At 71.9% G+C, this 17,799-nt stretch carries 17 protein-coding genes; 10 read left to right on the top strand and 7 right to left on the bottom strand.

What is annotated here, in order from left to right; all coding sequences use genetic code 11:
- Positions 1 to 168: 168 nt before the first annotated feature.
- Entirely contained in the window at positions 169 to 1,551 is a 1,383-nt protein-coding gene (locus tag SA2016_RS08740) for a cation:dicarboxylate symporter family transporter (RefSeq protein ID WP_066497369.1), read from the bottom strand.
- A gap of 134 nt (positions 1,552 to 1,685) precedes the next feature.
- On the opposite strand from SA2016_RS08740, the gene SA2016_RS08735 reads away from it, so the two are divergent.
- The 4 genes from SA2016_RS08735 (at position 1,686) to SA2016_RS08720 (ending at position 4,778) form a co-directional block, all read left to right on the top strand.
- Positions 1,686 to 3,344, top strand: a complete 1,659-nt coding sequence (locus SA2016_RS08735; protein ID WP_066497368.1) for a sensor histidine kinase — start codon at positions 1,686 to 1,688, stop codon at positions 3,342 to 3,344.
- Positions 3,341 to 4,066 carry a response regulator gene (locus tag SA2016_RS08730; RefSeq protein ID WP_066497366.1) on the top strand — a complete coding sequence of 242 codons (726 nt, stop codon included), beginning with the start codon at positions 3,341 to 3,343 and terminating at the stop codon, positions 4,064 to 4,066. Before SA2016_RS08735 ends, SA2016_RS08730 begins: the two co-directional genes overlap by 4 nt.
- A 72-nt stretch (positions 4,067 to 4,138) precedes the next feature.
- Positions 4,139 to 4,345, top strand: coding sequence for a hypothetical protein (locus tag SA2016_RS08725; RefSeq protein ID WP_066497365.1), 207 nt, complete (start codon positions 4,139 to 4,141; stop codon positions 4,343 to 4,345).
- A gap of 229 nt (positions 4,346 to 4,574) precedes the next feature.
- Entirely contained in the window at positions 4,575 to 4,778 is a 204-nt protein-coding gene (locus tag SA2016_RS08720; protein ID WP_066497363.1) for a cold-shock protein, read from the top strand.
- A 128-nt stretch (positions 4,779 to 4,906) separates the two neighbouring features.
- Here the strand turns inward: SA2016_RS08720 and SA2016_RS08715 are convergent, their stop codons facing one another.
- Together SA2016_RS08715 and SA2016_RS08710 are read right to left on the bottom strand one after the other, a co-directional pair.
- Complete coding sequence (locus SA2016_RS08715; protein WP_066497362.1) at positions 4,907 to 5,752, bottom strand: NAD-dependent epimerase/dehydratase family protein; 846 nt, start codon at positions 5,750 to 5,752, stop codon at positions 4,907 to 4,909.
- Between the two features lie 80 nt (positions 5,753 to 5,832).
- Positions 5,833 to 6,408: an NADPH-dependent FMN reductase gene (locus tag SA2016_RS08710; RefSeq protein WP_066497360.1), complete on the bottom strand. Its 576-nt coding sequence runs from the start codon at positions 6,406 to 6,408 to the stop codon at positions 5,833 to 5,835.
- 97 nt (positions 6,409 to 6,505) lie between these two features.
- On the opposite strand from SA2016_RS08710, the gene SA2016_RS08705 reads away from it, so the two are divergent.
- Together SA2016_RS08705 and SA2016_RS08700 are read left to right on the top strand one after the other, a co-directional pair.
- A complete protein-coding gene (locus SA2016_RS08705; RefSeq protein ID WP_066497358.1) occupies positions 6,506 to 7,024 on the top strand; it encodes a MarR family winged helix-turn-helix transcriptional regulator in 519 nt (172 codons plus the stop codon).
- A gap of 9 nt (positions 7,025 to 7,033) precedes the next feature.
- Positions 7,034 to 8,437 (top strand): DUF1731 domain-containing protein, encoded by a 1,404-nt coding sequence (locus SA2016_RS08700; protein ID WP_066497356.1) that lies wholly within the window; start codon positions 7,034 to 7,036, stop codon positions 8,435 to 8,437.
- Between the two features lie 18 nt (positions 8,438 to 8,455).
- On the opposite strand, the gene SA2016_RS08695 is transcribed toward SA2016_RS08700, so the two are convergent.
- Genes SA2016_RS08695 through SA2016_RS08685 form a run of 3 tightly spaced genes read right to left on the bottom strand, consistent with a single transcriptional unit; the run spans position 8,456 to position 12,796 of the window.
- Positions 8,456 to 10,294 carry a gamma-glutamyltransferase family protein gene (locus tag SA2016_RS08695; protein WP_066497354.1) on the bottom strand — a complete coding sequence of 613 codons (1,839 nt, stop codon included), beginning with the start codon at positions 10,292 to 10,294 and terminating at the stop codon, positions 8,456 to 8,458.
- Between the two features lie 15 nt (positions 10,295 to 10,309).
- Positions 10,310 to 10,852: an acyl-CoA thioesterase gene (locus SA2016_RS08690; protein ID WP_066497353.1), complete on the bottom strand. Its 543-nt coding sequence runs from the start codon at positions 10,850 to 10,852 to the stop codon at positions 10,310 to 10,312.
- A 33-nt stretch (positions 10,853 to 10,885) separates the two neighbouring features.
- Positions 10,886 to 12,796: an AMP-binding protein gene (locus SA2016_RS08685; protein ID WP_066497352.1), complete on the bottom strand. Its 1,911-nt coding sequence runs from the start codon at positions 12,794 to 12,796 to the stop codon at positions 10,886 to 10,888.
- Positions 12,797 to 12,979: 183 nt separating this feature from the next.
- Here SA2016_RS08685 and SA2016_RS08680 point away from each other — a divergent pair, with 183 nt between their 5' ends.
- Genes SA2016_RS08680 through SA2016_RS08665 form a run of 4 tightly spaced genes read left to right on the top strand, consistent with a single transcriptional unit; the run spans position 12,980 to position 17,263 of the window.
- Positions 12,980 to 13,621, top strand: coding sequence for a GntR family transcriptional regulator (locus tag SA2016_RS08680; RefSeq protein WP_066497350.1), 642 nt, complete (start codon positions 12,980 to 12,982; stop codon positions 13,619 to 13,621).
- Positions 13,622 to 13,641: 20 nt separating this feature from the next.
- Positions 13,642 to 15,162, top strand: coding sequence for an MmgE/PrpD family protein (locus tag SA2016_RS08675; RefSeq protein WP_066497349.1), 1,521 nt, complete (start codon positions 13,642 to 13,644; stop codon positions 15,160 to 15,162).
- Complete coding sequence (gene prpB, locus SA2016_RS08670; protein WP_066497347.1) at positions 15,162 to 16,079, top strand: methylisocitrate lyase; 918 nt, start codon at positions 15,162 to 15,164, stop codon at positions 16,077 to 16,079. The genes SA2016_RS08675 and prpB overlap by 1 nt, the downstream gene beginning before the upstream one ends.
- Before the next feature lie 32 nt (positions 16,080 to 16,111).
- The gene (locus SA2016_RS08665) at positions 16,112 to 17,263 is read left to right on the top strand and encodes a bifunctional 2-methylcitrate synthase/citrate synthase (RefSeq protein ID WP_066497345.1); all 1,152 of its coding nucleotides are present in this window, start codon (positions 16,112 to 16,114) and stop codon (positions 17,261 to 17,263) included.
- Positions 17,264 to 17,302: 39 nt separating this feature from the next.
- Here SA2016_RS08665 and SA2016_RS08660 read toward each other — a convergent pair whose 3' ends face one another.
- Positions 17,303 to 17,785, bottom strand: a complete 483-nt coding sequence (locus tag SA2016_RS08660) for an 8-oxo-dGTP diphosphatase (protein ID WP_141305433.1) — start codon at positions 17,783 to 17,785, stop codon at positions 17,303 to 17,305.
- Between the last annotated feature and the right edge of the window lie 14 nt (positions 17,786 to 17,799).

Below are 17,799 nucleotides of genomic sequence, written 5' to 3'. Positions count from 1 at the left end.
CACACGGGCGACATGCATTGTGCGGACCTTGACAATCGGCCCCCGGGCGCGCCTCACCCTCAACTTGAACTTCAAGGTTCGCCTCGCGGAAGGCGGGCACGACGCCGGGCGGGGCCCCTCGCGGAGGCGACCCGCCCGGCGTCGTGCGCGGGGTCCGGCGGCGGCAGATCAGGCGCGGACGAGCTCCTCCTCGGCGCCGGCGCCGGTGGCCCCGACCGAGAGCTCGCCGCCGTCGCCGTGGCCGTGGTCGGCGATCATGGTGGTCTCGTCGAACGGGCTGCGGCCGGAGAGCACCTCGGTCACCTGCGCGGCGTCGATCTCCTTGGTCCACGTCCCCATGAGGACCGTGGCCACCGCGTTGCCGGTGAAGTTGGTCAGGGCGCGGGCCTCGGACATGAAGCGGTCGATGCCGACGATGAAGGACACGCCGCCCACGAGCTGCGGGGCGTGGGCCTGGAGGCCGCCGGCGAGGGTGGCGAGGCCGGCGCCGGAGACGCCCGCTGCGCCCTTGGAGGCGATGATCATGAACACGAGCAGCCCGATCTGCTCCCCGAGGGCGAGCGGCTGGCCCATCGCGCTGGCGATGAACAGGGAGGCCATCGTCAGGTAGATCGCCGTGCCGTCGAGGTTGAAGGAGTAGCCCGTGGGCACGGTGACGCCGACCACCGGCTTGGACACGCCGAGGTGCTCCATCTTGGCGATGAGGCGCGGCAGGGCGGCCTCGGAGGAGGACGTCGAGACGATGATGAGGTACTCGCGGCCGAGGTACTTCATGAGCTTGAAGATGTTCACGCCGGAGACGACCTTGAGGATCGTGCCGAGGACCACCACGATGAACAGGATGCACGTGATGTAGAAGGCGATCATGAGCGTCGCGAGGCTGAGGACGGCCTTCCAGCCCGTCGCGCCGACCACGGCGGCGATCGCGCCGAACGCGCCGATGGGCGCGACCCACATGATCATGATCAGGATCCGGAACACGAGGGCCTGGGCCTGCGCGATGAAGTCGAGCAGCAGCCGGCCGGTGCGGCCCATGCGCTGGAGCGCGAAGCCCACGAGCAGGGCCACGAAGAGCGTCTGGAGGACGTCGCCTGCCGTGAGCGAGGAGAGCAGGGACTTGGGGATGATGCCGAGGAGGAAGTCGGTCGTGTCCGCGGACTGCGTCGCCTTGTAGGTCGCGTCCTTGAGGTTGAGGCCCTGACCCGGGTGGACGAGGTTGCCCACCACGAGGCCGATGCCGAGCGCGAACGTGCTCATGACCATGAAGTACAGCAGCGCGAGGCCGCCGACCTTCCCGACCGTCTTGGCCTTCGCGATCGAGCCGATGCCGAGGACGATCGTGCAGAAGATGACCGGGGAGATCATCATCTTGATCAGGGCCACGAACCCGTCGCCGAGGGGCTTGAGGTTGGCCGCGAACCCGTCCTTGCCGGGGAACATCAGGCCGACCGCCACGCCGAGGACCACGGCGATGACGACGGCGATGTAGAGCCAATGGGTGCGGTCGACCTTCTTCTTCACGGGCGCCGCATCGGGTGCCGTTGGCGACATTGCCACGGAGAGCTCCTTCGTTGATACCTTGACTTCGGGCCCGGGGTGGGCCGGTTCACATCCCACTGTGGATGACGCTGTGACAGACCTCACCGTTGCGGTCATATTGGTCACTGGAGGATGAGAGGAATCCGATGCGCCCGCTGAGCCTGGCCGCCCGGATGCTCTGGACCCTCGTGCTCGCCGTCATCGTGCTCACGGGCTTCATGGGGACGGCCATGTACGTCGACGCGCGGGACCAGACGCACGACCAGGCCGGGCGCCGCACCCTGGCCGTGGCCTCGGCCCTTGCCGACAGCCCCTTCGTGGTGGACGCGGCCCGCGGTGCCGCACAGGTCAACCCCTCCTCCGTCCTGCAGCCGTACGCGAAGAGGGTCATGGCCGATGCCGGCCTGGACTTCATCACGATCATGGCCCCGGACCGGACGCGGTGGACGCACCCGGACCCGTCCCAGATCGGCGGCAAGTACATCGGGAGCATCGACCAGGCGCTCGCGGGGCACCCGTTCACCGAGGAGGTCGAGGGGACCCTGGGGCCCTCCGTGCGCACGATCGCCCCGATCACAGACGGCGGCAGGGTCATCGGGATGGTCGCGGCGGGCGTGACCGTGAGCGCCATCGAGGTCGCCGTCGCCGGCCGGCTGCCCGCGCTCCTGGCGATCGCCGCCGTCGTGCTCGCCCTCGGTTCCCTCGGCTCCCTCGGCGTGGGCCGGTACCTCAAGCGGGTGACGCGCGGCTACGGGCCCGAGCAGCTCGGCCAGCTCTTCGCCTACTACGAGTCGGTGCTGCACTCGGTCCGCGAGGGGGTCCTCCTCGTCGACGCCAGAGGCCGCGTGGTGATCCGGAACGACCAGGCCTCCCGGCTCCTCGGCCTCCCGGAGGAACAGGAGGCGGACGGCGCCGGCCCCCGCACCTCGCGCTGGCCCCGCGCCCCGCGCCGTGCGCTCCCCGCGCCTCCGGCCCTGAGCCGGCTCGGCATCCCGGGCAGCCTGCGCGAGCTGCTCGCGAGCGGCCGGACGGCCCGCGACGAGATCCACGTGACCGACGAGCGGGTCCTCGTGGTGAACCAGGAGCCGGCTATCTCCCAGGAGGGCCGGCGCAGCCGCGTCCTCGGTTCGGTGGCGACCCTGCGGGACCAGACGGAGATCGAGGCCCTCGGGAACGAGCTCGAGACGATGCGCACCCTCTCCGACGCGCTCAGGAGCCAGACGCACGAGCACGCCAACCGGCTGCACACCATCGTCTCGCTCCTCGAGCTGGGCCAGACGGACCGGGCCCTGGCCTTCGCGACCGAGGACCTGCAGCTGAGCCAGTCCCTCGCCGATGAGCTCGTCGTCTCGATCGACGAGCCGGTCCTCGCCGCCCTCATCATGGGCAAGGCGGCCCAGGCCAACGAACGGGGGGTCCGGCTCGACGCGGAGGCCACCGCGTCCCTCGCCGGGGCGGGCCTCGCGGCGGCAGACCTGGTGACCATCGTCGGCAACCTCGTGGACAACGCGATCGACGCCGCAGCGGCGGGGGACGCCCCCCGCTGGGTCTCCCTCGAGATCGCCGAGCACGGGGCCTCCCTCGTGATCGAGGTCGCCGATTCGGGGCCGGGCGTGCCCGGAGGCGAGGCGGAGAAGATCCTGCGCTACGGGTACTCGACCAAGCCGCATGCCGGCCAGGGCCGCGGGCTCGGCCTCGCCCTCGTGAAGCGGTCCGTCGAACGCCTCGGCGGCACCCTGGCCGTCACCGGCGGAGCCGGGGCGGTGTTCACGGTGGAGATCCCGAGGAAGGGGGACACCCCGTGAGCGCGGCGAAGGGACGGGGGTCGGCCACCTCCGGGATCCGGGTGCTCGTGGTCGAGGACGAGCCGATCGCGGCGGCGGCGCACGCCGCGTACGTGGAGCGCGTCCCCGGATTCGTCCATGCCGGGACGGCGCGCGACGGCGCGTCGGCGCTGCGCCTGGCCGGCGAGCTCGCGGCCGCCGGGGAGCCCGTGGACCTGGTCCTGCTGGACATGAACCTGCCGGACCTGCACGGGCTGGACGTGGGCCGGCGCATGCGGGCCGCGGGCCATCCGGTGGACATCATCGCGATCACGGCGGTGCGCGAGCTGCCGGTCGTGCGGCGGGCGATCTCTGTCGGCGTCGTGCAGTACCTCATCAAGCCGTTCACCTTCGCCGCGTTCGCCGAGCGGCTCGAGCACTACCGCGCCTACCGGGAGGCGCTCGCGGACGGCGCGGGCCCGGCCTCGCAGGCCGCCGTGGACGAGGCCCTGGCCGCCCTCCGCGCCCCGGTGGCCCGGCCCCTGCCCAAGGGCCTCTCGGCGGGGACGCTCGAGGCGGTCCGGGACTTCCTCCGTGCAAAGGCGGCGCCCGTCTCCGCCTCCGAGGTCACGGAGGCGGTGGGGGTCTCCCGGGTGACGGCGCGCCGGTACCTCGAGCACCTCGCGGAGACGAAGGAGGTCACCCGCTCGGCCCGGTACGGGGCGCCCGGTCGTCCCGAGAACGAGTACCGCTGGAACGGCTAAGGCGCCTTCCCGGGACCCTGTCGCGACCGCCGCGGGCGGCCTAGATTTGATGCAGGAACAGCGAGAGGACAGATGATGACCCACAGCCTCGACTTCGGCAACACCGAGGACGATGACCTCACCGAGCCCCTCGACGGCCGGGACAGCCAGGCTCCGGAGGGCTCCAGCGACAATCCGGAGACCATGGACGAGCTCGACCCGCTGCACGATCCGCGCCGGATGATCGAGCTCGACGCGGAGGAAGAGGAGAACCCGGACATCGAGCTCGGGATCGACTGACGCGCGTGCGGCGCAGACTCGCCGGCGCGGATCGCGCGCACGCGTGGACACTCGCCCCAAGGGCCCCGCTCCTGTACCGTTGTACCTGTAGTCGTTGTGTTTCACGTTGTGCCTGTACGGCTCCTGCCTCCGCCGGAGGCGGGGTGCGGTGCGTGCTAGCGGTTTTACGAACACCGCTGCATATCAGGTCCCGACCGCCGGGGCCTGCACCGACCCCGAAAGGGCAGTCATGACAACTGGCACCGTGAAGTGGTTCAACAGCGAAAAGGGCTTCGGCTTCATCGCTCCCGACGACAACTCGGCTGATGTGTTCGTTCACTTCAGCGCCATCGAATCGAACGGCTACCGCGAGCTCCTCGAGGGCCAGAAGGTCGAGTTCGAGACCCAGCAGGGCCCCAAGGGCCTGCAGGCCGCCAAGGTCCGCCCGCTCTGATTCCCGGGCGCCCCGCACGGGGCGCCGGTGATCGATGAAGCCTGAAGAGGGCCGGCAGCGACTCGCTGCCGGCCCTCTCGGCGTCTCAGGACCCGGATCGGCGGAGGCCGCCCGGGCCCTCCTCCGGCCTAGACGTGGTCGCGCCAGGAGTGGCGCGGATCGTAGCCGAGCAGCCTGCGCGCCTTGTCGATCCCGAGCAGGGTCTCGTGCTCGCTCAGGCCCTCCCGCACCTCGACCCCGGGGAAGACCTCGGCGGCGAGCGAGGCGGAGCTGCGCGACATGACTGTGTCGGCCGCAGCGATGATGTAGGCCTCGAAGCCGGGCCGGGCCGACTCCAGGGCCCGCTCGACGGCCTGGGCGCCGTCCCGGGCGTCGATGTACCCCCACAGGTTCCACTTCCGCTGCGTCGGGTCCGCGTCGAACGACGGGAAGGCGGCGTAGTCCTCGGGCACCATGACGTTGGAGAACCTGAACGCGCTGATGCTCAGTTCCGGGTCCCAGCGGCACAGCTGGATCGCCATCTGCTCCTCGAGGTGCTTCACGAGCGAGTAGGTGCTCTCGGGCCGCGCGGCGTACTCCTCGTCGACGGGGATGTAGGGCGGCGGGGTGTCGAAGGGCAGCCCGAGCACGGTCTCGCTCGAGGCGTAGGCGATCCGCTTTACGCCCGCGCGCCGGGCGGCCTGGAACACGTTGTACGTGGCCAGCATGTTGTTCCGGAACGTCGCGGCGTCCGGAACGAGTCCGGGCGCCGGGATGGCGCCGAGGTGGACGACGGCGTCGATGCCGTCATGGCGGTCGTCGACCCCGAGGAAGGCGTCCACCACCTGGCCGTAGTCGGTGAGGTCGGTGCGGATGAACCCGGGGTCCCGCTCCCCCGCCACGTCCAGGCTCCACACGCGGTGGCCCGCCTCGCGCAGGTGCGCTAGGACCACCCGCCCGAGCTTCCCGCTTCCTCCGGTGAGCACGATCTCCATGGACTCCCCTTCCCGTGCAGCCCGTGTGGCCACTGCCGACCATCCTTGCCGGGTTCGCCCCGGGGCGCCACCCCCGTCCGTCAGAGGGCGGTGGCCCCCGCGCGGACGGACTCGAGCGCCCTGGTCCACACCACGAGCTGGTCCAGCATGGGATCGACCGAGGCCGCCTGCATCTCCGTCGGCGCGAACACCGAGAAGTTCTCGAAGTCGCCGAAGAGCGAGAACATGCCGGCCTTCTGCACATGCGCGACCTGGAGCTCGGAGAGGATGCCGCGCAGGTGCTCGACCGCGCGGACGCCGAACGCCGAGCCGTAGGAGACGATGCCCGCGGCCTTGTTCGCCCACTCGGCATTGAGGTAGGACAGCGCGTTCGCCAGGGCCGGGGCCACCGAGTGGTTGTACTCGGGCGTGACGAAGATGAAGCCGTCGAACTCGTCGATGCGGGCCGAGAATTCCTTGGTGGCCTCGTTGCTGTACTGCTGGTACCCGGCCGGGACCGCCTCGTTGAGGAGCGGGAGGTTGAAGTCGGCGATGTCCACGAGCTCGAACTCGACCTCGGGCTGGCGCTCCTGGGCGCGGGCCAGCACCCACTCGGCGACCTGGCGGTTGTTCCGGCCCGGGCGCGTGCTTCCGGTGATGACGGCGATCCTGCTCATGTGCTCTCCTTGTTGACGCATCAATCAAAGTTGATGGTTCAACTACAGCACGCGCATAATTGATGTGTCAAGCATCAAGGGGACCCGAGGAGATGCCGTGAGCACCCGCACGACCGCCGAGCCGCGCTGGCTCGATGACCGAGAGAAGGACGTCTGGCTCGCCCTGCGCCGCCTCGTGTGGGGCCTCACCCCCGCGGTGGACCGGCAGCTCACGAGGGACTCGCAGCTGTCCGGACCCGAGTACTCGGTACTCGCGACCCTCTCGGAGTGCCCCGACGGGGTGCTGCGCTCCGGGACCGCCGCCCAGGAGCTCGGCTGGGAGCGCAGCCGGCTCTCGCACATCCTGAGGCGGATGGAGGCCAAGGGACTGATCCGCCGCAGCTGTTCCGCGGACGACGCCCGCGGCCAGGATGTGACCCTCACCGAGGCCGGCCGGGCGGCGATCGTCGACGCGGCGCCCGGCCACGTCGACTTCGTCCGGCGCATCGTCTTCGACCCCCTCACCCCGGAGCAGCAGGCGGTGTTCGGGCAGGCGTGCCACCGGATCGCGGAGGCGATCGCCGCGGCCGAGGGCGAGGCCGCCGGGCCCGCCGGATGCGGGGACACCGGCCAGTAGACTGCGGCCATGACCTGGCATCGCACGGCATCCCAGTGGTTCAACCTCCCGGCAGGCGCCCTCTGGGAGGTGCTCTCCGAGGTGCGGCGGTGGCCGGAATGGAATCCTGCGGTCGGTGAGGCCGGGCTGGGCTCGGCGCTCACCGAGGGGACCCGGGGGCACTACGCGCCCGCGCAGCGGCTTCTCGGGGCGCTCCACCGGCGCACGGCTCCCGCGTTCACCGTCACGCAGGTCGAGCCGGGCCGCCGGCTCGTGCTCCGCCAGCCCCAGCCCGGGGGCGCCCAGGAGATCGAATGGGCCCTCACGGAGCGCGACGGCGGCACGCTCTTCACCCAGCGCGTCGTGATCGACGGCCCGCTCGCGCAGCAGTTCGGCCTCACGGCCGGAGAGCCCCTCGTGCGCGGCTTCGCGGCCCAGTGCGCACGCCTGTACCAACTCGCCGCGCCCGCGGGGAATCCTGCGGACGACGCCGCGGCACGCCCGGCGCTCACGGTCCTCGCCGGCGGCAGCGGGTACCTCGGCACCCTGCTCGCGGCGGACCTGCTCTGCTCGGGCCACGAGGTGGCGCTGCTCGCCCGGTCCCCCCGCCCCGGGCCCTTCCGGCAGATCCTCTGGGACGGGCGAAGCCAGGGCCCCTGGAGTGCCGAGCTGGGCGCGGTGCAGCGGCTCGCCCTCGTCAACCTCAGCGGCGCAAGCCTCGACAGGCCCGCGACCGAGGCGAACCTCGCGCTGCTCCGCGACAGCCGGGTCGCGCCCACGCGCGCCCTCGTCGAGGCGAGCCGGACGCGGGCCCGGCCGGTCGAGCGCTGGGTGCAGCTCAGCGCCGTCGGCATCTACGGCGACTCGCAGGAGCCGATGGACGAGCGGGCCGCTCCCCCGACCGACGCCCCGGGCCTCGCGGCGGTGGTGCGCGACTGGGAGGCCGCGTTCGATCCCTCCGCCGCCGCCCGCGCGACGGTGCTGCGCACGGCGGTGGTGCTGGACCGCGACGCCGCGGTCCTGTCGCGCCTCACCGGGCCCGCGCGGCTGGGGGCGGGAGGCCACCTCGGCACGGGCGAGCAGTGGTTCAGCTGGATCCACGCCGCGGACTGGCTGCGGGTCGCGCGCGCGGCCCTCGGCCTCGTCCCGTCGGCGGGCGAGGCCGCGGTGGAGCTGCCCGACGGGGTGGTGAACGCCACGTCGCCGCAGCCGGTGCAGAACCGCGAGCTCATGGCGCACATCCGGGAGTTCGTGGGAGTCCCCGTGGGCATCCCGGCCCCGGCCGGACTCCTGCGGGCTGCCGCCGGGGTCCTGCGCACCAATCCCGACCTCGCCCTGGACAGCGTCCGGGCCGTCCCCGGCGTGCTCAAGGACGCCGGCTTCGATTTCCGCTACCCCCAGCTCGCCGCGGCCTTCCGCGAGATGGGTGCCTAGCGCGGGCCCAAGGCGCCGTCAGCGCCCGACGGCGTAGCCAGCCATTCCCCGCGGGTTCGCCCCCGCACGCAGGATGCCGGAGGCCGGGTCCCGGGCCACGGCGCACAGCCGCCCGATCTCCCAGTTCCCGGCCACGCCCACCCGGTGGCCGCGCCGCCGCAGCCCTTCCACGACGTCCGCGCCGAACCGTCCCTCGAGCAGGGCAACGCCGGGCTGGTGCTCATGTGGGTAGAAGCTCGACGGCGAGTGGACGGAGTGGAAGCCGGGGGCGTCGATCGCCTCCTGCAGCCCGGCTCCCCGCAGGGCGACGTCGAGGAAGAAGTGCGGCTGCCACTGGTCCTGCTGGTCGCCGCCGGGCGAGCCGAAGGCGAGCACCGCGTCCCCGCCGCGCACAGCGAGGGAGGGCGAGAGCGTGGTGCGGGGCCTGCGCCCCGGCGCCAGGGTGTTGGGCAGCCCCTCCTCGAGCCAGGCCATCTGGAGCCGGGTGCCGAGCGGGAAGCCCAGCTCGGGGATGACCGGCGAGCTCGAGAGCCAGCCGCCGCTCGGCGTCGCCGACACCATGTTCCCCCACCGGTCCACGACGTCGATGTGGACAGTGTCGGTCCGGGCCCTCCCGTCCGCTGCTGGCAGGCCGCCCGCGGCAGTGGCCTCCTGCAGCGCGCGCACCGCGTTGGGCTCCCCCAGCCCGTTCACGCCGGCCGCGTCGAAGCCGCCCCGCACCACGAGATCGGGCAGGCGCGGCGTTCTCCCGGCGGGCGAGCCGGGGACCAGCTCGAGCGAGGCCGTCTCGCCGATGAGCGCCGCACGGGCGGCCGCGTACGCGGGCGAGAGGAGCTCGTCCGCCGGCACATCCGGTCCGTCGCCGTACCACGCGTCCCGGTCCGCGAGCGCGAGCTTGGTCGCCTCGAGGACGGTGTGGAGGTACCCCTCGGTGCCCGGGGCGAGCGCGCCCTCGCCGAAGCCGGGGACGGCATCCAGGATGGCGAGCTGCTGCAGGAAGGCGGGCCCCTGGCTGAAGAAGCCGCACTTGTGCACGGTCCAGCCCCGGAAGTCGAGCGAGACCGTGGGCTCGTAGTGCGGGCGCCAGGCGGTCAGGTCCGCCGCCGTGATGAGGCCCGCGTGGGCGTCGCCGCTCGAGTCCCGCTGCGGCACGCGGCAGAACGCGTCGATCGCCTCGGCGACGAATCCGGCCGTCCATTCGCGCACGACGGCGCCGATCGCGTCCGCGCGGCCCTCACCGCGGGCGGCCGCCCCGGCCTCGGCCTCGAGGAGCCGGCGCCACGTGCGGGCGAGCGCCGGGTTCCTCAGCAGGGTGCCGGCGGCCGGCGGCTGCCCGCCGGGGGCGTACACCGCGGCCGAGGAGGGCCAGTGCTGGCGGAAGTGCGGCGCCATGCGCTCGAGGACTGCTGCGAGCCTGGCCGTGACGGGCAGACCGTCCTCGGCCACGGCCAGCGCCGGCCCGAGGACGTCCGCGAGGGCGAGCGTGCCATGGTCGGCCAGGAGCGTGAGCCAGCCGAGGGTCGAGCCGGGGATGGCCGCGGCGAGGAGCCCGGTGCCCGGCACGTGCCCGAGGCCGAGCGCCCGGAACGCGGCGGGCGTTGCCGCGGCGGGCGCGGGACCCTGGGCGCTCAGGACGCGGGGCGGCCGCCCGGGCTCGGCGACGATGAGGGTCATGTCGCCGCCGGGGCCGTTCTGCTGCGGCTCGGCGGCCTGGAGCGCGAAGCCGGCGGCAGCGGCGGCGTCGAACGCGTTGCCCCCGCGTTCGAGCATCGCCATGCCCGCCTGGGCGCCGATCCAGTGGGTCGCCGAGACCATGCCGAAGGTGCCGGCGAGCTCGGGCCGGGTCGTGAAGTCCATCACCCCACGCTAGCCCTACCAGAGGTGCGGTGCGGGGCGGCGCGTGCTGGGCAGCGCGTTCTCCTCGCGCCAGCGGTGGAGGAACTCGGGCAGCACGAGGTCTGCGGGCGGCCGGCCGGTCTCGGCGAAGATCTCCTCGTTGGCCACCGGCCCGGACTTCGAGACCAGGCGCGTGGCGAGGTAGGCGCGGGCGTAGATCTCGCCGCCGGCCACCATGCGCTGCTCGAAGAAGATGGCCTTCTCGTCGAACGCGATGATCCTGGTCTCGATGGTGTAGGCCTGCCAGAGCGTCAGCGACCTGCGGAACGTGATGGTCTCGAGGTTCACCACGGGGCTCCAGCCGCGGGCGCGCATGCGGTCCCACATCCCGGCCCGCACCATGAGGTCGAACCTGCCGAGGTCCATGAGCGAGAAGTACATCCCGTTGTTGACGTGCAGGGCGATGTCGATGTCGGTGGGAAGGACGCGCAGCTTCAGGGACGAGGTCCCCCAGAGGCTCAGCGGAGGCCGCCGGCGCGAGGTGACCAGGAGCATCAGGGTTCGCAGGAGCAGGTGCATGCCGCTATGTTACCCGTGGGTAACCGTGGGGGGTCACGCGCCGCGCAGGACGGGGACGAGGCGCTCGATCACCTCCGGGTCCTCGATCGTGGAGGGCACCGTGTACGCCTCGCCGTCGGCGATCTGCCGCATGGTCTTGCGCAGGATCTTCCCCGAGCGCGTCTTGGGCAGGGCGTCGACGACGAGCGCCTGCTTGAAGTCCGCCACCGCGCCGATCTGCGAGCGCACGAGCGCCACGAGCTCGGAGGCGAGCGCTTCCTCGGACACCTCTGCGCCTGCCTTGAGCACCACGTAGCCCACCGCGCGCTGGCCCTTGAGCGTGTCCTTGAGGCCGATCACGGCGCACTCGGCAACCGCCGGGTGGCCCGCGAGCACCGCCTCGATGGCCCCCGTCGAGAGGCGGTGGCCGGCCACATTGATGATGTCGTCGGTGCGGCCCATGACGAACACGTACCCGTCCGCGTCGCGGTAGCCGGAATCGCCCGTCGCGTAGCAGCCGGGGAAGGCGCTCAGGTAGGAGGAGATGTAGCGCTCGTCGTTGTGCCAGAGCGTGGTGAGGGTGCCGGGCGGGAGCGGCAGCCGCAGGACGATGTTGCCCTCCTCGCCGGACGCGACGGGCTCCCCGGCGCCATCGAGGATGTCCAGGTCGTAGCCGGGCATCGGCACCGACGGCGACCCCGCCTTGAGCGGGAGGTCCTCGAGCCCGCGCGGGCTGCCGCAGATCGCCCAGCCGGTCTCCGTCTGCCACCAGTGGTCGATCACCGGGACCTCCAGCTTCTCCCCGGCCCAGCGGTACGTCTCGGGGTCCAGGCGCTCGCCGGCGGCGTAGAGGCGCTCGAGCGAGGAGATGTCGTAGCCGGCGAGCAGCTCGGCCTCCGGGTCCGCGCGGCGGATGGCCCTCAGGGCGGTGGGCGCCGTGAAGAGGACCTTGACCCGATGGTCCGCGACGACGCGCCAGAACGCCCCGGCATCCGGGGTGCCCACGGGCTTGCCCTCGTACAGCACCGTCGTGGCCCCGGCCAGGAGGGGCCCGTAGACGATGTAGGAGTGGCCCACGACCCAGCCGACGTCCGAGGCCGTCCACATGACCTCTCCGGGCCCCACTCCGTAGAGGTTCTTCAGGGTCCAGGCGAGCGCGACCGCATGGCCGCCATTGTCCCGCTGGACGCCCTTCGGGGTGCCGGTGGTGCCGGAGGTGTAGAGCACGTAGAGCGGATGGGAGGCCGCGACGGGCACGCATGCTGCCGGCGCGGCGGAGCGGAGGGCGGCGTCGTAGTCCTCCCAGCCGGGGTAGTCCTCGAGCTGGTGCGCGAACCCCGGGCGCACCTTGACGAGGACGGGGAGCTCCGGCAGCTCCGCAATCCCCAGGGCCTCGGCGACGGCCGGGAGGTATTCGACGCGGCGGTTCGGCTCGATGCCGCCGCTGGCCGTCACGATGAGCCTGGGGCGCGCGTCCCTGATCCTGGCGGCGAGCTCGCGCGGGGCGAATCCCCCGAACACCACGGAGTGGACGGCTCCGAGCCGCGCACACGCGAGCATGGCGACGACGGCCTCCGGGACCATGGGCATGTAGATGACGACGCGGTCCCCGGTCCCGACGCCGCGGGCGGCCAGGGCGCCGGCGAATCGCGCCACGAGGTCGGTCAGCTGCGCATAGGTCAAGGTGGCCCTCGTGCCGGTCACGGCGGAGTCGTAGACCAGGGCGGCCGCGTCGCCGCGGCCGCCGGCCACGTGGCGGTCCAGGGCGTTGTAGGCGGTGTTGAGGGTGCCGCCCGGAAACCACCGGTAGAGCGGCGGCTCGGAGCCGTCCAGTGCTGCTGTGGGCTCTTCCACCCAGTCGACGGCCTTGGCGGCGTCGAGCCAGAAGGCCTCGCGGTCCGCCAGGCTCCGGCGGTAGACCTCGGCGTACGGTCCCGTCCCCTGTGTCACTGTCCCTTGGGTCATGGCAGCACTCCTCACTTCCTCGTGATGGGGTTCAGCGTAGGGCAGCAGCCGGGCGGACGACAAGGGTTCTGTATACATTGTCTGCTGGGATCCGGGGCAGCGGCCTTGATTTCGGCCTGCTGGCCTGCGAATGTATACAGAGAACGACTGAGGGACGAGGGAACGAGTCTGGAGAGGAGAGCCGTGAAGGCCAGCGACCGCGCCTACGCGTCACTGCGCGAGGACATCGTGGAATGGCGGCTGCCTCCCGGGACCGTGCTGGGCGAGGTCGAGCAGTCGGAGCGGCTCGGCGTCTCGCGCACCCCGCTGCGCGAGGCCCTGGCCCGCCTCACCGCGGAGGGCCTCGCCTCGGCCCAGCGCGGGCGCGGTGTGGTGGTCAGCGACATCTCCCTGGCCCACATCGACGAGCTGTTCGAGCTGCGCGAGGCGCTCGAGGCGAAGGCGGCCGCGCTCGCAGCACTGCGCGGGGACCGCGCACGGTTCGCCGGGCTGCGCGACCGCTTCGCCGCCGCCTCCACCCTCCTGCACGACGACGACCCGCAGCGCCACCAGTACTACGCGCTCGCGGCAGAGCTCGATGCAGCGATCGACGACTCGATCGCCAATGCCTACCTCACCCAGTCGCTCGAGGGCCTGCGCGTCCACCTCACCCGTGTGCGGCGCCTGGCCAAGGACGATGCCGCACGCCTGAGGCAGGCAGCCTCCGAGCACGCTGCCATCGCCGGGGCGATCGCCGACGGCAACGCCCACCTCGCGGCGGCGGCCACCGCCGTCCACCTCAGCAACAGCCTGCAGCACATCAAGAACACCCACCCGCTCCCCTGAGCCCCACCGGAAGGTCTGCCATGGTCGAGATGCACAAGGTCCGCGTCTACAAGAGCGAGGAGAACCTCCCCCGCGAGGACCAGCTCGCGCACAAGATCGCCACGGTCGCTGCCGACCCCGTCGAGGTCTCCGACGAGGTCACCGAGATGATCGTCAACCGGATCATCGACAACGCCTCGGTCGCGATCGCCTCGCTCAACCGCGGCCCCATCGTCGCCGCGCGGGCGCAGGCGCTGGCCCACGCGCCGTCGTCCGGCGGGAAGGGCGCGCTCCTCTACGGCATCACCGACCGGGTCTCCCCGGAGTGGGCCGCCTGGGCCAACGGCGTGGCCGTGCGCGAGCTCGACTACCACGACACGTTCCTCGCGGCCGAGTACTCCCACCCGGGCGACAACATCCCGCCGATCCTCGCGGTGGCCCAGCACGTCGGCTCGACCGGCCGGGACCTGATCCGCGGCATCGCCACCGGGTACGAGATCCAGGTGGACCTCGTGAAGGCCATCAGCCTCCACAAGCACAAGATCGACCACGTCGCCCACCTCGGTCCCTCCGCGGCCGCAGGGATCGGCACGATGCTCGGGCTCGACGTCGAGACCATCTTCCAGGCCGTCGGCCAGGCGCTGCACACCACCACGGCGACCCGGCAGTCCCGCAAGGGCGAGATCTCCACGTGGAAGGCCCACGCCCCCGCGTTCGCCGGCAAGATGGCGGTCGAGGCCGTCGACCGCGCCATGCGCGGGCAGACCTCCCCGGTGCCGATCTACGAAGGCGAGGACGGGGTCATCGCGTGGATGCTCGACGGCCCCGACGCGGCCTACGAGGTCCCGCTGCCCGCGCCGGGCGAGGCGAAGCGGGCCATCCTCGACACCTACACGAAGGAGCACTCCGCCGAGTACCAGGCCCAGGCCTGGATCGACCTGGCCCGGAAGCTGCACCGCGAGCACCCCGAGGTGACCGACCCGCAGAACGTGGCCAGCATCCTCATCAGGACCAGCCACCACACCCACTACGTCATCGGCTCCGGAGCGAACGACCCGCAGAAGTACGATCCGACCGCGTCCCGCGAGACCCTGGACCACTCGATCCCCTACATCTTCGCCGTGGCCCTCCAGGACGGCACGTGGCACCACGTCGACTCCTACTCCCCCGAGCGCGCCGGCCGGCCCGACACGGTGGCCCTGTGGCACAAGGTCACCACGGAGGAGGACCCGGAATGGACGCGCCGCTACCACTCCCTCGACATCGCGGAGAAGGCCTTCGGCGGCTCCGTGGTCATCACGCTCACGGACGGGACCGTGATCGAGGACGAGATCGCCGTGGCGGACGCCCATCCACTCGGAGCGCGGCCCTTCGGCCGCGAGCAGTACATCGCCAAGTTCCGGACCCTCGCCGCCGAGTCCGTGGCCCCCGAGGAGATCGAGCGCTTCCTCGACGCCGTGCAGCGGCTCCCCCAGCTCGGCGCCGGGGAGCTGGACGCGCTCAACATCGTCGCCAAGGAGGGCGTGATCGATCTCGCCTCCGCCCCGAAGGGACTCTTCTGATGCTGTACTCGACCACCACCCCCGAGCAGAAGCGCGTCAGGCTGCGCGAGATCCTCGGCTCGGGAACGCTGCAGCAGTTCCCGGGAGCCTTCAGCCCCCTCTCCGCGCGCCTCATCGAGGAGAAGGGCTTCCCGGGGGTGTACATCTCCGGGGCGGTCCTCGCCAACGACCTCGGCCTGCCGGACATCGGGCTGACCACCCTCACGGAGGTGGCCACCCGCGCCGGGCAGATCGCGCGGATGACCGACCTGCCCGCCATCGTCGACGCCGACACCGGATTCGGCGAGGCCATGAACGTGGCCCGGACGGTCCAGGAGCTCGAGAACGCCGGCCTGGCCGGGATGCACATCGAGGACCAGGTCAACCCCAAGCGCTGCGGCCACCTCGACGGCAAGGCTGTGGTGGACCTCGACACGGCGCTCCAGCGCGTCAGGGCGGCGGCCGACGCCCGCCGCGATCCGAACTTCCTCATCATGGCCCGCACCGATGTCCGGGCCACCGGCGAGGGGGCGGCGGGCCTGGAGGCCGCCGTCGAGCGCGCGAAGGCCCTCGTCGAGGCGGGAGCCGACGCGATCTTCCCCGAGGCCATGGCCAGCCTCGAGGAGTTCCGGGCGATCCGCGACGCCGTGGACGTGCCGGTGCTGGCGAACATGACCGAGTTCGGCAAGAGCCGGCTGTTCACGGCCGAGGAGCTCGCCGGCGTCGGGATCAACCTCGTGATCTACCCGGTGACCCTCCTGCGCATGGCCATGGGCGCCGCGGAACGCACCCTCGAGAGCATCCGCGCGGACGGGACCCAGGAGGCCCAGGTCGCGAACATGCTGACTCGCTCCCGCCTCTACGAGCTGGTTGACTACGAGGCGTACAACCGTTTCGACACCGGCGTGTTCAACTTTCAGGTTCCCGGCCGATACTGAGGCCACGGGGCCATTGACGAAGGAGTCCTGCGATGACACAGGTGCCCAACACCGAAGAGATCAAGAAGGGCCTTGCCGGCGTGGTGGTGGACTACACCGCCATCTCGAAGGTGAACCCTGAGACCAACTCGCTCCTCTACCGGGGCTACCCGGTGCAGGAGCTCGCCGCCCGGTGCAGCTTCGAGGAGGTGGCCTACCTGCTGTGGCACGGCGAGCTGCCCACCCCCGAGCAGCTGGCCGAGTTCGAGGCGCACGAGCGGTCGGGCCGGGCGCTCGACCCGCTCCTGAAGCGGCTCATCGACGACCTGCCGGCCACGTGCCACCCGATGGACGTGTGCCGCACCGCGGCGAGCATCCAGGGTGCACGCCACCCCAGGGCCGGCGACTCCTCCCGTGAGGCGAACCTGACCAAGGCCGTCGAGCTGTTCGCGGCCATGCCCGCGGTGGTGGCCTACGACCAGCGGCGGCGCCGCGGCCAGGAGCTGGTCGAGCCGCGCGAGGACCTCGGCTATTCCGCGAACTTCCTGTGGATGACCTTCGGCGAGGAGGCCGCCCCCGAGGTGGTGCGGGCGTTCGAGGTCTCGATGATCCTGTACGCCGAGCACTCGTTCAACGCCTCGACGTTCACCGCCCGTGTCGTGACCTCGACCCTCTCCGACCTCCACTCGGCCGTGACCGCCGCGATCGGAGCCCTCAAGGGCCCGCTCCACGGCGGGGCCAACGAGGCCGTCATGGAGACGTTCGAGGAGATCGGCATCCGGACGGACGAGACCCACGAGCAGGCCAAGACCCGCGCGAAGGCCTGGATGGACGAGGCCCTCGCCGCCAAGAAGAAGGTCATGGGTTTCGGCCACCGCGTCTACAAGCACGGCGACTCGCGGGTGCCCACCATGAAGGCCGCGCTCGACGACCTCATCGCCTTCTACGGCCGCCCGGAGATCCTGGGCCTGTACGACGGGCTCGAGCAGTCGATGGACGAGGCGAAGGGCATCAAGCCGAACCTCGACTACCCGACCGGCCCGGCCTACCACCTCATGGGCTTCGACATCCCCACGTTCACGCCGCTGTTCGTGGCCAGCCGGATCGTCGGCTGGACCGCCCACGTGATGGAGCAGCTCGAGAGCAACTCGCTCATCCGCCCGCTCTCGGCCTACAACGGCCCCGACGAGCGCCACCTGGACTGACCCGCCCGGGCGGCCCCGTCTCGGAGGGCCTTCGCGGACTCACTGGCCGAGGACAGCGAAACGGAACACCGTCTCGTTGTCCTCGGCCATTTCCACGTAGAAGTCCGCGACCGTGCCCGCCAGGACGAGGGGAAGCCAGTGGTCGGCGTCCTGCCACATGCCCTCGACCGGCAGGGCCTCGACCGGGTACCACGAGGGCTCGATCTCCTCGCTCTCGCCGATCTCTCCGTCCCAGACGGTCGCGGTGAACATGGTGCACGCCATGTCCCATGCGGGCCGGGCGGGGAACCGGAAGTCGACGGTGCCGGCGGGCACCAGCACGGCGGCGTCGAGCACGACGCCGGCCTCCTCCTCGAGCTCCCGCACGGCGGCCTCCGCGGGGGTCTCCCCCGGTTCGATGTGGCCGCCCAGGCCGACGATCTTGCCCCGGCCGAAGCCGCGCTTCTTGCGTCCGAGCAGGACCTCCCGCCCCGCCGCCGTCTCGCGCAGCAGGAAGCACAGCGCCACCGGCGCGCCCATCAGGGCGCACCTCCGCG

Source organism: Sinomonas atrocyanea (genome assembly GCF_001577305.1).
In the GTDB taxonomy this organism is placed as follows: Bacteria; Actinomycetota; Actinomycetes; order Actinomycetales; family Micrococcaceae; genus Sinomonas; species Sinomonas atrocyanea.
Note: the sequence above shows the minus strand (reverse complement) of the source record. Positions and strands in the feature narration are given on the sequence as shown.

Bases quoted from the DNA above. Each gene is read 5' to 3' on its own strand.
- SA2016_RS08740 (WP_066497369.1), bottom strand. From the start codon at position 1,551: ATGTCGCCAACGGCACCCGATGCGGCGCCCGTGAAGAAGAAGGTCGAC.
- SA2016_RS08725 (WP_066497365.1), top strand. From the start codon at position 4,139: ATGATGACCCACAGCCTCGACTTCGGCAACACCGAGGACGATGACCTC.
- SA2016_RS08675 (WP_066497349.1), top strand. From the start codon at position 13,642: ATGGTCGAGATGCACAAGGTCCGCGTCTACAAGAGCGAGGAGAACCTC.
- SA2016_RS08735 (WP_066497368.1), top strand. From the start codon at position 1,686: ATGCGCCCGCTGAGCCTGGCCGCCCGGATGCTCTGGACCCTCGTGCTC.
- SA2016_RS08685 (WP_066497352.1), bottom strand. From the start codon at position 12,796: ATGACCCAAGGGACAGTGACACAGGGGACGGGACCGTACGCCGAGGTC.
- SA2016_RS08710 (WP_066497360.1), bottom strand. From the start codon at position 6,408: ATGAGCAGGATCGCCGTCATCACCGGAAGCACGCGCCCGGGCCGGAAC.
- SA2016_RS08665 (WP_066497345.1), top strand. From the start codon at position 16,112: ATGACACAGGTGCCCAACACCGAAGAGATCAAGAAGGGCCTTGCCGGC.
- SA2016_RS08690 (WP_066497353.1), bottom strand. From the start codon at position 10,852: ATGCACCTGCTCCTGCGAACCCTGATGCTCCTGGTCACCTCGCGCCGG.
- prpB (WP_066497347.1), top strand. From the start codon at position 15,162: ATGCTGTACTCGACCACCACCCCCGAGCAGAAGCGCGTCAGGCTGCGC.
- SA2016_RS08720 (WP_066497363.1), top strand. From the start codon at position 4,575: ATGACAACTGGCACCGTGAAGTGGTTCAACAGCGAAAAGGGCTTCGGC.
- SA2016_RS08695 (WP_066497354.1), bottom strand. From the start codon at position 10,294: ATGGACTTCACGACCCGGCCCGAGCTCGCCGGCACCTTCGGCATGGTC.
- SA2016_RS08715 (WP_066497362.1), bottom strand. From the start codon at position 5,752: ATGGAGATCGTGCTCACCGGAGGAAGCGGGAAGCTCGGGCGGGTGGTC.
- SA2016_RS08700 (WP_066497356.1), top strand. From the start codon at position 7,034: ATGACCTGGCATCGCACGGCATCCCAGTGGTTCAACCTCCCGGCAGGC.